This is a genomic window from Shewanella sp. MBTL60-112-B2 (genome assembly GCF_019655055.1).
Classification (GTDB): Bacteria; Pseudomonadota; Gammaproteobacteria; order Enterobacterales; family Shewanellaceae; genus Shewanella.
The window spans coordinates 32,589-47,053 of record NZ_BPFA01000003.1 but is presented as its reverse complement, the minus strand read 5'-3'; the positions used below and the strand labels follow the sequence as shown (position 1 = coordinate 47,053).

Here is a 14,465-nt window from a genome sequence, read left to right as displayed (position 1 = left end):
TAAGTTAAATGGTATTGGTGACCTTCAGTGCTGCTCGGCGCGCTCGAAGTAAAAAGAATAGTGGTACTAAAGCGAGCAGTATCAATAGGCTTGCCCAGTTGCCGTTTTGTTGAACTCCATATTGGGCGGCAACAATACTGCCTAGCAGCGCACCGCTGCCAATTCCCACATTAAATAATCCAGAATAGATAGCCATGGCCACATCGGTCGCTTCAGGTGCAAGCTTGAGTGCTTTGGATTGCAAAGAAAGGCACATCAACATCATGCCTGTACCCCATAAGATGCACAGTGGTACTAACAGCCAAAGTTGATTGGCGATAAACGGCAGCATAGCCATGCAGCTACCGAGCGTTGCTATCGCTAGCATCAGCAAGTGTTGAGCATAGCGCGCTTGATAACGGCTAAACAAAAGACTGCCAATTAAGCCGGCAGCGCCAAAGATCAGCAAGATCATGGTAGTGATATTGGCAGAATAGCCAAAATGCTCCTGAAGCAGAGGCTCAAGATAAGTGTAAACACTGTAATGCGCAGTTACGAGTGTCATTGTCAGCAGGTACAACCATAACAAGGCTTTGTTGCTTGCAAGTGCAGGTAGGCTTCGCCAGCTACCACCATGGGTTGCAGGTAAGTTTGGCAGACCGCGCCATAGCAGTAACATCATCGCCAAAGTGAGCAAGCCGATTAAGCCAAAAATGCTACGCCAACCGATTAATTGCCCGATAACGCGGCCCAGAGGAATACCTAATACTAAGGCCAGCACACAACCTGTGGCGAATATGCTCAGTGCCTTTGCGCCTTGTCCCTGTGGGGCTAAGCGCACCACTAATGCCGGAGCGATAGCCCAAAATAGCGCATGTGTTAAGGCGATACCGGTGCGGCCAGCGAGTAAGATCTCATAAGTCGGAGACCAAACGCAGATCCCATGGCTGATGATAAATACCGACATTAAGCCGAGCAGCAGCTTCTTTCGTTCAAAGTGAGCAAACAGCAGCACTGCAGGCAAAGAGGCCAGTGCCACCACGGCGGCATATACTGTGAGCATGGGGCCGATAGCAACTGCGCTCATATTAAAACTTTGGCCAAGAGCCGCTAAGAGGCCTACAGGTACAAACTCAGTAGAGACAAAAACGAAGGCAGTTAGAGCCAGTAACCACACTGGTGCCCATGCGATAAGGCGCTGTTTCATCAGGTCTGGTTTCATCGGGAATAAATCAAATTTAAAAGGGCGGCAAGTCTACGCCTAAATCGGATTTTTGGCGAGATAGGAAGTAATAGCTAGCATGAAAAATGTTTGATTTGTGAGCAGGGAAGCAGTTTTAAAAGAAGGGGCTAGACCCTAGGGCGCTTCGCTTCGAGGACGGGCTAAAGCCCTGCTAGAAAAAACAAAAGAAAAAACAAAGAATCACTACTTTATGCCGCTTTCCGCTTTATCTCTAAGCGCAGCGCTCGGTAAGTGACGCAGTCACGTTCCCTAGGCCTAGGCCGTTCGGCTCTGCTAGTACCGTCTCAGCTTATCCCGCCTTTGCTCTTCCTAGGACCTAAAACCTGCTTTCCTAGAACCTTATTTTAAAACCTCTTCAATAAAAAATAACGTTCGGGGCTTTTCGCAGTGCTAGGTACAGTGCCAATAATTTCAAAGCCTAGCTTTTGATAAAAAACGGGAGCCTGAAAGGAGAGGGTATCGACTTGCGCCATAGTACAGCCGCGGCTTTTAGCTTCTATTTCTGCAAGTTGCATTAATTCTCTACCTAGGCCGGTACCTCGCACGCTTTCATCGACCCACAGCACGTTAATCAAAAAGTTGTCGTAAATAGTGCGCCCTGCGACGCCACCAATCAGTTTGCCGCTGCCACTACTATCACTAGAGTCGTGGGCGACAACCGATAGAGGCTTAGAGGTTTCAACACCCATATGGGCAAAGTTGTGTTGTCTAACACCCTCGACCAAGGCATCAAACACGGACGGAGCTTCTTCGTGGATCACATCTATGTTCATCTTAGCTTCCATGTTTAATTGTTTTATTGTTTTATCGACCCATATCCGGCTTTACTCGGCCTTCTCGGTCTTGGCCTGCGTCGCCTTTACGTTTCCTCAGAGCTAAAAGCTAAAAGCTAAAAGCCTAGAGCACTCGTAACCTCGCTGCGAGGACGCTTCGCGGCTAGAGCGCTATACAATCAAAGGTGTGTAAGTGATGTAGGTTGGGCTTTAAACATCAGATCCTAGCTTCTAGGACGGGCTACGCCCTGCTAGGAAAAGCAAAAGCAAAAAATCACTACCTTTCTTGCTTTTCCGTCTCAGCTTTTCCGTCTTTGCTTTTCCTGCCTTTCCTAGAACCTAGGACCTGCTTTCCCTAAGACCTAACACCTAAGACCTAGGACCTTTCCTTGTTCTAGGCGGTTTTTGCTGTAACCAGATATAACATCCTGTAAACGCCATAATCAATAAACTCAATGCCACTAAATCCATCAGCCAAGGGCCTAGGGAGCCAAAGAAACGGCCGCTATGAAGATCGAGTAATACCCGCTCCCAAGTTAAATGACTCGCTCTCATTTGTTGAGCAAACTCTGCGGTTTTAGTGCTTTCTACAGGCTTAATCCAGTCTATGGCCACATAAGGTTGAGTGGCTGTCCATTCGATAAGATCGCTATCGGCGAGATATAAGCCCGTCGCGGTTTTAAGCCAAAGCTGGCCGGTTTGGCCAATGGCTTCTATGTCTTTCGGTAGGCCTGTGGCAAGGCTTTGAGTCTCGAACAGCTCTCCCTGAGGAGAGAGCAGGTAGAGATGCTGACTATCGATGGCGACTATCATCTCTTTATGTGTGGTGGCGGCTAAAATAGAACCGTTAGCCTCGAAGGCTAATTTATCATTTAGCCAAAGCTGGTTGGCTGTACTGAGCAGTGTCTGAGAATTGGTTTGATAAAGAGCTATATCGGTTGGCGCTTTAATACCATAGTAATCCAGTAACCACGCCTGCTTAACATGGGCAGTATCAAGAGACAGGTGATTACTGTGATTAATTAACACGCCAGTTATGGCGATAAAAATCACTAACAAGGTAGAGGCAATGCCGATGCGGCGGTGCCAAGGTCGTAGTTGACGCAGTAATTTTACTCTAAGGCTTGGGTGTTTACGGGTCATTTGGGGTCTATTGACCTTCTAGTTGTTTTAATCGGTTGTCATAGCGTTGCTTAACACTCATTGCTTAAGACGCATCGCTGAATTCATCGTTGAGGAATATCAGTTAAGACGTTAAATGCGAATGCAGCTCATTTACTTTACAGCAACAGATGCGACTACTGAATAGTTAAATGTTATTCCTAACGGGATTGTTTCGTTTTTGACGTGTTTTACTTCTCAAAAAACAGCATAAAGAGTGTGGGGCGTAGAACTGGATGGAGTTGAAGCGAATAGGCCAGGCTAAATGCGGCCTATTCAAAAGCTGAACTATAGAAATAATAAGCTAATACGTTATTCAGTCGGCTAGTTAAAACCAGCTTTCTTCTATCGCGGTTGCGAAAGTTGTAGAGTAATTAGCAAAAATCATAGCACTATGACCTGCAGTAAACATCGTAATTGCTGTACCAGCAGGCTCGGTCAAATGGCATAGCGCTGTGTCTTCTATGCCTGCAAGTTAAAACCAGCTTTCTTCTATCGCGGTTGCGAAAGTTGTAGAGTAATTAGCAAAGATTGCGCTATGGCCTGCAGTAAACATAGCAAATGATGCATCTGTAGGCTCGGTTAAATCACTACTGGTGACACTAACGATTAACTCCGGGAATAGCATGGTGCTGGCAGCATTTATTAGATCTTGTGCGCCTGTTAACGAGTAATCATTATTACTCATTGATGCGGTAGATATATTTGATAGCTTGGAGTCAGATAAACGCGTGGTTACAGATACATTTTCCAGTTTGGAAATTGACTCCTCAGCGTCATTGGCAATGTCTGCAGTGGTAAAATCGCCAGGCTCTTGCCAAGTGTATTGAAAGCCATCGTTGAACTGATAAGTTCGGCTGTTTTCAAAGCTAATCGTGGCGGTGGCGTTGTCTGCTGGTAGCTTAAAAATAACCCGGCTTGCGCTAGTGCTTTTGGCGTAGTTATTTTTTTGGATCACATCATTGAAAGTATATTCAACTCTCACTTCTTGCTGATTGGTTATTTCGTTAAATTTGCTAATGCAGTTTGCGCGGATTTTATCTGTAGCTGTACATAAACGTATGATGCTAGCTTCAGATAAACCCAGTTGTAGAGCGTGAGCCCTGAAGTTATCGTCAACGATTACCTCACCGCTACCATCATCTGGGTGTAAAATATTGTCGATATATTCACAACCACTGACATTGAGGCATAACAAGCCTGCTACTACGAGTTTGATTTTTGCATTCATTAATCGACGACCCTGACAACAAACGATAACGACAATCTAGCATTGTTTATCTTGGTGCTAATAGTGATATTTTCATTGATGTGGTATTAGCGTGACTATGATGTTTTTCTGGGCTGTAAGATGATAAATATCAGTAAGCATTAATGTAAACTAGCAAGGCTAAAACTGTAAAACCTGTGGCTGTCGGCAGATTCTGTGCTTAGTAATTCGTGGTTAGTCATCCCTTGTCATTAGTGCTTAGTTGCTCGCAGTGACCTGCTGATCTAAATACAGAGCGATGCGTGACAGTTTTGTCAGCGCCCTAACTGAAAGTGTGGCACCTGTAATACCGTCGATATGGGTATCGAGTTTGAGTTCTGGGGTGAGCTTGGCTGATTTAAACTGGTCGGTAAAAAAGTCGTGTCTAACTTCATCGCCGCGACTTTCTCTATAAACCAATACCTTAGTCTGAGAGATTGCCTTATCTTTTACGTGGATCCCTACAGTTATAGGGGCTTCTTTACCGATCTCATCCATGATCCATATGCTTTCATTCTCTTGTTGCCAATAACGTAGACGCATCTTCCTGAAGCTATGGGCGAGTATCGACTCTATAACATCCTTGGTTTCGTCATTAATCCATAAAACCTTAGATTTAGGCGGAGGGGTGTTAAAAGCCTGAGTGATAAATTCCTCGGGAGTTTGATAAGTACCACGGGCATTCGCCACGCTAGTAAATAGCGATAAGCTAAGGGTGATGATGGCAATGGCTAGCTTCATAGCGGTAGTTTCATAGTGTTAATGTGACAGTGTTAATGTGACAGTGTTAATGTGACAGTGTTAATGTCATGACTAGAGCCTTGCTGGCTCGGGAAATAAATGAGTGCCCTTAGGGCACTCATCTTAATGCTAAGTGCGTACTAAACTCATACGATACTCATGCATATACTCTTAGCTCTAACGTAAAGCTCTGATTTAAAGCTTGTCTTAGAACTGGTAACCCACGCCTAAGTTAAAGCCGTCAGCGTCTTTAGCACCGCCCACTTTTTCATAGTCAGCTTTAAATACCACGTTCTCGTGCAACCAGTAGTTGATACCTACATTGGTTTGCTCAACTTTAGTGTCATCGCTGTTACCAGCATTGTTGTCGTACTCATTGTAGCGAGCAAATACACCAAAGCTTTCGTTGATGCGGTAAGACGGCTCAATATACCAACCGTTTTGCTCATCACGACCTAGTGCTTCAGCTTCTTTACCGTCAATATCCCACTGAGCGTAAAGCGCTTTAACCGTGAAGCTTTGGATAGAGTAGATTGCGTGTGCAGTTAGCAAGGTTGCAGAAGCCGTATCGACACCCGCTTTGCTTTGAGTTAAATCTGACTGATATTGTGCTGTTGCCGCTAGCTCTAACCCTGTTACGCCTGTGTATTTAACACGAGCAGTGTAAGCAAGATCTGACGCGTCAGCTTTAGCCACTTTTTGACGACCGCCGCGAATGTTATAAGTCTCATCTACCTTAAGACCTGACGTGATTGCACCGTCGAAAGCCAAACCTGGAGAGGCTTTAACATTAAGTGCCGCACCGGCTTCCCACCAAGTGGCAGGTAAGATGTTTTTCTCAACAGGGTTGCGCTCTACACCGTAGAAAGTTGGTGGCTCGTGAGTTTCGTTAATAATACCGACTGGTACTAGGAAGAGACCCGCTTTACCGGTAAACATCTCATTGAAATCGTGTTCGATATAAGCTTGTTCTAGCTCGACTTCACCTGGCTTATCGTCACCTGAAAGTGCGTGCTCAATTTCAACCTCAGAGAAGAAACGAGTGTTTTCGGTAAACTCATGGCCGAAGAACAATACAAAACGGTGAAAATCGATGGCTTTCTTATCTTTGCCTGTCTTGTTATCAGTGATGTTGTTGTAGTGAAGTTCACCATAACCACCGATAGTCGTCGAACTCTTAGACTCACTTGCCGATTCTTCAACAACGTCAGCAGTCTTCTCAACGCGCATTTCTGTTTCATCTAGACGCTTTTCTAGATCTTGAAGCACTTTCTGTTGTTGCTCAATAATTTTACGTAATTCGGCAGAATCATCAGCGGCGACAGCACCTTGAGATGCGAACATGCCAACTAGCGCCGTGGCAAGTAAGGTTTTTTTCATGAATTCATTCCCTAATGTTAAATCAATGCGTTTTATTTGTGGCGGATTGTATCAATCGCTTATCATAATGCAAATTATTCTCATTTAAATTTAGATTAAGATCAAGGTTTGTAAGTTTTTTGTGGCTACTATTTTGCAATTTATGAGTGGTTTTATCTTTGTTTTACTTCTAATTCATATGTTTAGCGTGATTATTTAAAGGTGGAGATTAGATGCGGCTTTATTTACATGAGACGTTAAATTGGTTATAGGGCTGGCCTAAGTCATCGGGTGAGTCAAAACTGAATCTTGGTATACACTGTCGGGTCATTTTTATGGTTAACAAGATGTTTGAGTGAATATGTTTCTAAGTTCTTATTTTAAAAAAGAAAACCAATCTGTATCCATCACTCCTCAGCAGGCGAGTGATTTTGCCAAAGTCGTCGCCCATGACTTCAACCCTATTCACGATGTGGCAGCCAAGCGCTTTTGTGTGCCTGGAGATCTACTTTTTGCCCTCGTTCTTAACGAGTATGGCTTAAGCCAGAAAATGACTTTTAACTTCGCAGGCATGGTCGGCGATGGTGTTAAATTGCAGTTTCCTGATTCTGTTGCGGAAGATTTTGATATCCGTGATGACAAAGATAAGTGTTATCTTCAGGTGCACCGCAGCGGTGATGTGCGTCATTGTGAGACTCAAATCGAATCATTTATTCGTAAGTATGTGGCTTTCTCTGGCTTAAACTTCATGCACATTTTAGTGCCTATGATGAAGCAGCGTCAGATGATGATTAATCCAGCGCGTCCTTTAGTGATCTACGAGAGCATGTCGTTTGATTTAACTACCTTGGATTTTAACGAGGTGAGCTTGTCTCTGGTTAAGCAAGAACTAGAAATCGAAGGTAAACGTGGTGATGTGATCTTAACCTTCGAGCTACTGAGTGGTGATACGGTTGTTGGTACTGGGGTCAAAACCTTGGTCATGAGTGGTCTGCGCCCCTATGAAGATGAGCCTGCACAGCAGATGTTCGATGCCTATGAAAGTCGTAGAATCGCATTTAGTTAGTCAATAAGTTTTATTTGACGAAATAAAGCCGTTTGAGCAGTTTGCTTGAGCGGTTTTTTGTTTTCAGCTCTAAGCCAGTTTCTCCAGAAGGTGGATTCTTTACTTTAAGTGGCTGATTTTGAGTTTTGTGATTTAGAACAAAATTACACCAACTTGAGATAAAAGTGTTCGAATGAACGGTTAACGTTAAAAATGTGACTGAGTTCACTTGCTGCAAGCGCGTTGAGAGCGCATTCTATCTGTCCCTATCACTTGCTAGCCCTAATGGTTAGATAAGGATTGGGGATCCGTTCGGATGAAGGTAGCAGGAGAGTGGGGAGTAACCCCACACCGACGAGGCAACTTTGTTAGGCTTTAAGCCAAGCAAAGCACTCTTTCAGGTGCCACTTAGTGGTGAGGACTGTTACTGGACGAGCCTCTGGAGAGACTGTGAGCAATTAAGTGTTCGAAGCTTAATCGTCACACAGCGCCGAAGGCGAAAGTGTAAACTCAGCGATTAAACCCAGCTATGAGATTACGCGAAACGCTCAGGCAAAAGGACAGAGGAGAGGATGACTGTGTCAGTTATTTTAACGATAACTGCATAAAGTCACTGTCGTTTGTCGCTGCGCCTTTTTTCTACCTAAGTTACGTTTAGTTACGTGATAGGTCGACTCAATTGCTCGTTGCACACGTCAGTGATCTGCAACAGCCATTTCTTTTCCTCCTCCGATTATTAATAACTCTTATTAGAGAGTTTTGTTGTTTAATACTCGAGGAATACCATGAATTTTCACGCGCTTTTAGCCGATATCAATGCCATTGTTTGGGGACCAATCACCCTATGCTTATTGGTTGGAACCGGCCTATATCTCACTGTTCGACTAAAACTTATTCAAGTCTTTAAGCTGCCTATGGCGCTGGGTTTACTGTTTAAACCTGCGAGCGGTAAGGGCGACTTATCATCATTTGCGGCGCTTTGTACTGCGTTGTCGGCCACTATTGGTACCGGTAACATTGTCGGTGTGGCTACCGCAATTAAAATAGGTGGCCCAGGGGCACTATTTTGGATGTGGTTAGCGGCCTTTTTTGGTATGGCGACTAAGTACGCTGAATGTATGCTGGCGGTAAAGTATCGCACCACAGATGCCAAAGGTAATATTGCCGGTGGCCCTATGTATTACATCGAGCGCGGCTTAGGCCTTAAGTGGTTGGCTAAAATCTTTGCAGTGTTTGGCGTCGGTGTCGCATTTTTCGGTATTGGTACCTTTGCTCAGGTTAACGCCATTAGCGATGCCATGACTATTGCCTTTGAGATCCCATCTTGGGTGACCGCAGTCGTACTGACCTTGATGGTAGCCGCAGTGACATTAGGCGGCGTAAAGCGCATTGCTAACGTGGCGCAAAAACTAGTGCCAACCATGGCTTTGGGTTACGTGCTTGCCTGTATGTGGGTGTTATTTACCTTTAGCGATCAGATCCTGCCTGCATTTGAGTTGGTCATTCACTCAGCCTTTACGCCTATTTCTGCCGCTGGTGGCTTCCTTGGTGCAACCGTTGCTCAAGCATTGCAAATTGGTATTGCTCGCGGCGTATTCTCTAATGAGTCTGGCCTAGGTAGCGCGCCAATTGCCGCCGCAGCAGCTAAGACCAATGAGCCGGTTGAACAAGGTCTAGTGAGCATGACAGGCACCTTCTTCGATACGATTTTGATTTGTACCATGACAGGTTTGGTACTGATTATTACTGGCGTGTGGAGTGGTGATACTGCTGGTGCGGCTATGACTAGCGCGGCGTTTGCGGCTAGTGGTTCGGCGATTATTGGCCAATATGTAGTGACCATTGCGCTAGTGTGTTTTGCTTTCACTACCATTTTAGGCTGGCATTATTACGGTGAGCGTTGTTGGTATTACCTAACGGGTAATCGTTTGGGTGATAACGGCATTAGAGTTTATCAATTTATCTTCTTAGGGTTAATTGCCGGCGGCGCATTTATTCACCTAGATCTAATCTGGATGTTGGCCGATACCGTTAACGGCTTGATGGCAATTCCTAACCTGATTGCGATTATTGGTCTTAGACACGTGATATTGAAAGAGACCCGCAAGTATTTTGCTAAGCAACAAGCCTTAGCGACTCGAAGCTCGTTGGCTTAAGCTCTCATGCTTATGCATGCAAGCGTGGAGCGTAAATGGTTTGCTTTTATTTAACATCGGCTAGATGAAAAATAAGCCCGCCCATCATTTTTGAGGCGGGCTTTTTATTAGGTTATTACCGCAAGAGGTTTAAGTTTTCTTTCAACAGAGTCGCTTGTTAACTGCCGATTGATTGAGCATCTATCTGTCTAAAAATGGCGTATGATCTCGCTTCTGATATTTGGTCACAGAAACCGCCGCTTTAGTCACTTAGGCATAATTGCCAAGCGCTGTGCTTTCCTTTAATTTAGTGACCATCAAAATTTTTTATAGCTCTAATATTAGGCCTGACATTAGACCTAACACTAGACCTAAAATTAGACCTGACATTTTTAGCTTAATGTAAGCTCAATGCGCTTACCGTTACGGCTCTGTTTGGATTAAGGAATGCAATGCCAAGCTTAAATCGCATCATACTTATCGATACTCATCTACCTGGCGTGGTAGAACTGGCCCTGGATGGCCACACCAATATTTGTGGTACTAACGCATCGGGTAAAACCACATTGCAGCGTTTGGTACCGGTTTTTTATGGTGAATATCCAAGCCGAGTGGTGCCATCAACCCGTGACAGTTTTGAGCGCTGGTATCTGCCCCATGATTCAAGCTATATCATCTATGAATACATCAAGTCTGATGGCTTAGCCTATCAAGCGGTACTCGCATCGGCAGGCGACGGTAAAGGCGTTAACTACCGCTTTATCGCCAAAGGCTTTGAGCTAGAGGATTACATTAAGACTAAGCAGGGCGATAGCATTCAGTGTTTCACCATGGCAGAACTTGGCCGTGAGATGAAACGCGCGGGCGTAGCGGTAACTAACCTGCTTAACACTCGTGAATATCGCGCCATTATCCAAAATGACCGCGCACTATTGAGCACGGGCAGCAATCGTAACGAGCTGCGTAACTATGCGCGTCAGTTCTCCTTGTGTGAAGCTGAGCATTCATTGCGTCATATCGAAAAACTCGCCAAAGCCGTGCACTCGAAAGAGGGCAAGATGGAAACCATCAAGTCGATGATCGCCGCGATTTTGGAAGAAGATGGTGTTAACCCGCCAAGTTCACGCCTTAATCCGCAGCGCGTTGAAGCATGGATCCGTGAGAGTCAGCTTATTCAAGGCTTCGAGCAAATTCGCCCTGAGTTTGAAAAGCTAGAGCAGGAGTTTGATCAACTGCTGAGCACTGAGCAGCGCCTAGCAAGTTTGCGCCGTGGTTACAGCAAAGATGAAACCACCGAAATTGAACGTCAAGAGCATCATCAAGATCTGTCTAAGGCACTTAACGCTCAGCTTCGCCAACTCGATGAAGAGTGGAAGGAGCAGCGTGACGAGCTTAACCTAGACCTGTCTGCAGCCAAGGGGGACGTGGCTAAGTGCGAGCATGAGCTAGATTCGATTGAAGACCAGCATGCTAACTTCCAAGATGCCGATATCGAGCAGGCTAAGTTAGATTTAGAGCAGCTACCAAGCTGGCGTGGCAGCTTAGAAAACCTAAGCGAGCGCCATAAGCTACAAACCGAAAAGCATCAAGATATTGAAGCGGCTTATAACGCCCGCCGTAGCAAGATTGGCGAAGGCCTTAACCGTGAGCTGGAAAACTTGCATCAAGAGCAAGATAGCCTGCGTGAATCCCGCGATAAGCAAAGAGAAGTCGGCCGCGGTGAGCTTGCAGAGCTTGAGCAACAGTGGCGCGAGTCGACCGAAAAAGGCCAAGCGCAGTTTAGCGAGCAAGCTTATCAGCTAAAAGTTACCGCAGCTGAGCTAAAAGTGCGCGTCGATAGCGTGACTTACTCAGAAGAAGAAAAGCTAGCCTTAGCGGTATTCGATGAGCGCATCTCTCGCGCCGATGAAGACCAAGAAGCCTGTAACGCTAAGGTTGACCGCTTAACCAGTGAAGAGCGCAAGCTTAGAGCCAAGCGCGATCAAGCTAACGAGAGCCTGCGTGTTGCCGGTATTCGCGTGACTGAGCGCCAAAGTGAGCTTGAAGAGCTGACTCATATGCTGTTCCCACAGTCTCATACCTTGCTAGAATTTTTACGTAAAGAAGCCAGCGGCTGGGAAAACACCTTAGGTAAGGTGATTAACTCTGAACTGCTGCACCGCAGCGATCTGCATCCAAGTATCAGTAGTCAGAACTTAGAGGCCCTATACGGTATCGCGCTGGACTTAAAAGCCATCGACGCGCCAGAATATGCCGCCTCAGAGCAAGAGTTACGAGTCAAGCATGCGGCCGCTGAAGAGGCATTGTCTAGCGCGAAAGAGCTACAAGCCGAAGCGGAAGATATTTTAGTCGCCAGCAATACCGAGCTAGATAAGTTACTGCGTGAGCTGACGTTCGCTCGTACTGCGTATAAGAATAGCCGTGACGATCTGCGCCGCCTATTTGATGACAAACGCGCCGAGCAAGAAAAGATCAATCTAGCGCTGAACGATCGTAAATCAGCCTCGCAGAAGCAGCTTGCCCGTATCGACAGCGATATCAAGCAGCTACAAGGCCAGCAACAAGAGTGGCTCGAAGAGCAAAAAGAGCAAGCACTCGAAGCACGCATGGAAAAGAATGCCTACTGGCAGGAAGTAGTTGGTGCCCTAGACAACCAGCTAAACCAAGTTAAGGTCAATATCCAAAGTCGTCGTGATCATGCTAAGAGCGAGCAAAAGGCCTGTGAGCAGTGGTACAAGGACGAGCTTAAATCTCGTGGTGTCGACGAAGCTAAAATTGTCGCTCTTAAGGCTGAAATTCGCACATTAGAAAGCAACATCTCTAAGGCGGAGCAACGCCGTAGCGAAGTGCTGCGTTTTGAAGATTGGTACCAGCACACTTGGCTGCAACGTAAGCCTAAGCTGCAATCAGAACTCAGTAAGGTAAAACACGCAAGTCTTGATTTAGAGCAGCAGCTTAAGAGTAAGGCTAACGAAATTAAGGCCAAGCGTAACGAGCTAGATGGCGAGCGTAAGCAATCTGATGCGGTGCAAATTGAAGCCTCTGAAAACTTAACTAAGCTGCGTAGCGTAATGCGTAAACTCAGTGAGCTTAAACTGCCAGCCAGTAATGATGACGCCCAAGGCAGCTTAACTGAGCGTTTGCGCCAAGGTGAAGATCAGCTGCTGAAACGCGATTCAATGATGGGCTCGGTTAAGCAGTATGTTGAACACTTCGATTCTGTTATTGCCAGCAAATCAGGTTCAGGTTTATCTGAGACTTGGGAGCGTGCCCGTGAAGAATCAAGCTTTGTAAACGACAAAGGCATTCGCATTCTTGATTACCGCAAACTTGTGCCACAGCTTGAGCAGTTGTTAAACGTGATGGTGCCGCAATCTATTATGGCGCTGCGAGAACAAGGGCGTATTTTTGGCGTCGATTTGACTGCATTCTACGATGTACTCGCCGATATTGACCGCCGCATCGCTTCGCAAAGTGCGCGTATAACCCGTGAAGTGGGTGAAGAGCTGTTCCTTGATGGCGTGTCAGAATCAGCGGTTAAAATTCGCTCGCGCATTAGCGAACTAGAGTTCTGGCCTGAGCTTGAGCAGTTTGTAAAAGCCTTTAAACGTTGGAAGGCTGACGGCTTTAACGACTTGCCGGGTGAGGATTACACCAACAGCATGCGCCGTGCGTTAGACATTATCGGCCGTGCAGCATTGTCTGGCGGTATCGCTAAGTTGCTTGAGATTGAGCTGCGCCTAAAAGAAGGCAATAGCGACTTAGTTATTCGCACTGACAGACAGCTAAACGAATCATCGAGTCACGGTATGGCTTATCTGATCTTATGTAAGTTCCTGCTGGCATTTACTCGTTTATTACGTGGCCGCGCAGAAGTCACCATTCATTGGCCGATTGATGAGCTAGGTACTTTGCACCACGGTAACGTGAAGAAGATTTTTGATGCCTGTGAAAACAACAATATCTCAGTACTCGGCGCGTTCCCGAACCCTGAATCTGAGGTACTGAACCTGTTCTCAAACCGTTACATCATCAATAAACAAACTAAAAAACTGCAGGTGGTTAAGCCTCAAGTTAATCCTATCGCCGATAAACTCAATCAGCGACGTGCACAGGAGGCCGTGTAATGAGCCAAGCAACCGAAACAGCCATCTTAGGCACCAGTGCCCTAATCGAACGTTTGTTAAAAGGTCAGTTTATCTGTCGCACTACCGATGAAGACGGCTGGCGTGCACTGAAAAGCCCGTCGACTCGTGATCATGTTGAGCAGTACTTAAATCAGATTAACCGCACCATAGGCTCAGCCGGTGAAGGCGAAGTGTTTTTCTGTGGTTATCAGCAGCTAGGCGATGGTGAGCGCAAGGTTATTTCATCGCAGTTTAAAGACATCTGTAATGCACTTATTCCGCTGGTTGAGTGGTTAGTGTTGGTGCAAGAGGGCAGCGGTCAAGATGCGCCATTGTCTGAAGGCGTAGCGGTACGTTTAACTGAGCTGCAAACCCGTATTGAAGATACGCCAGCGTTTCGTGAGCAGTTAGCTAAGATCAGCCATTACCGCTTATTTGGCTCAACCAGTACTAACGTCGATGCGCAAATCAAATTGGTGTTTAAGCGTTTGGTGGAGCTGGGCTATTTGACTCGCCCTAATAGCGAGAAGCAGATTTATATTGCCACCGGTAAGTTAGATTACCTTTATGAGGTGATCCGCTTTATCGATGAGACCGAAGGCTTAAGCCTTGAAGCCCAAGCTGAAACCGCTACCCAAAGGGATTTGATCTAA

Annotated in this window: 10 protein-coding genes and 1 riboswitch; of the genes, 4 read left to right on the top strand and 6 right to left on the bottom strand. The window is 45.9% G+C overall.

The features are described from left to right. Window positions 1–4 precede the first annotated feature (4 nt). The 6 genes from K5Q73_RS02610 to K5Q73_RS02585 all read right to left on the bottom strand — a co-directional run bounded on the left by K5Q73_RS02610 (window position 5) and on the right by K5Q73_RS02585 (window position 6,526). Window positions 5–1,201: a sugar transporter gene (locus K5Q73_RS02610; RefSeq protein ID WP_259650684.1), complete on the bottom strand. Its 1,197-nt coding sequence runs from the start codon at window positions 1,199–1,201 to the stop codon at window positions 5–7. A 365-nt stretch (window positions 1,202–1,566) separates the two neighbouring features. Then, the gene (locus tag K5Q73_RS02605) at window positions 1,567–1,995 is read right to left on the bottom strand and encodes a GNAT family N-acetyltransferase (RefSeq protein WP_220759081.1); all 429 of its coding nucleotides are present in this window, start codon (window positions 1,993–1,995) and stop codon (window positions 1,567–1,569) included. A gap of 369 nt (window positions 1,996–2,364) precedes the next feature. After that, window positions 2,365–3,138: a PepSY-associated TM helix domain-containing protein gene (locus K5Q73_RS02600; protein ID WP_220759082.1), complete on the bottom strand. Its 774-nt coding sequence runs from the start codon at window positions 3,136–3,138 to the stop codon at window positions 2,365–2,367. A 493-nt stretch (window positions 3,139–3,631) separates the two neighbouring features. Continuing rightward, window positions 3,632–4,387 (bottom strand): hypothetical protein, encoded by a 756-nt coding sequence (locus K5Q73_RS02595; RefSeq protein ID WP_220759083.1) that lies wholly within the window; start codon window positions 4,385–4,387, stop codon window positions 3,632–3,634. Window positions 4,388–4,624: 237 nt separating this feature from the next. After that, window positions 4,625–5,146: an FMN-binding protein gene (locus K5Q73_RS02590; protein ID WP_220759084.1), complete on the bottom strand. Its 522-nt coding sequence runs from the start codon at window positions 5,144–5,146 to the stop codon at window positions 4,625–4,627. Window positions 5,147–5,353: 207 nt separating this feature from the next. After that, window positions 5,354–6,526, bottom strand: a complete 1,173-nt coding sequence (locus K5Q73_RS02585; protein ID WP_220759085.1) for a porin — start codon at window positions 6,524–6,526, stop codon at window positions 5,354–5,356. 340 nt (window positions 6,527–6,866) lie between these two features. On the opposite strand from K5Q73_RS02585, the gene K5Q73_RS02580 reads away from it, so the two are divergent. The 4 genes from K5Q73_RS02580 to K5Q73_RS02565 all read left to right on the top strand — a co-directional run bounded on the left by K5Q73_RS02580 (window position 6,867) and on the right by K5Q73_RS02565 (window position 14,465). After that, entirely contained in the window at window positions 6,867–7,571 is a 705-nt protein-coding gene (locus K5Q73_RS02580; protein ID WP_220759086.1) for a DUF3581 domain-containing protein, read from the top strand. A 408-nt stretch (window positions 7,572–7,979) separates the two neighbouring features. Further along, a riboswitch (glycine riboswitch) is annotated at window positions 7,980–8,124 on the top strand. A 211-nt stretch (window positions 8,125–8,335) separates the two neighbouring features. Further along, window positions 8,336–9,706 carry a sodium:alanine symporter family protein gene (locus tag K5Q73_RS02575; RefSeq protein ID WP_220759087.1) on the top strand — a complete coding sequence of 457 codons (1,371 nt, stop codon included), beginning with the start codon at window positions 8,336–8,338 and terminating at the stop codon, window positions 9,704–9,706. A gap of 431 nt (window positions 9,707–10,137) precedes the next feature. Beyond that, complete coding sequence (locus tag K5Q73_RS02570) at window positions 10,138–13,812, top strand: ATP-binding protein (RefSeq protein ID WP_220759088.1); 3,675 nt, start codon at window positions 10,138–10,140, stop codon at window positions 13,810–13,812. Next, the gene (locus tag K5Q73_RS02565) at window positions 13,812–14,465 is read left to right on the top strand and encodes a hypothetical protein (protein WP_220759089.1); all 654 of its coding nucleotides are present in this window, start codon (window positions 13,812–13,814) and stop codon (window positions 14,463–14,465) included. Before K5Q73_RS02570 ends, K5Q73_RS02565 begins: the two co-directional genes overlap by 1 nt.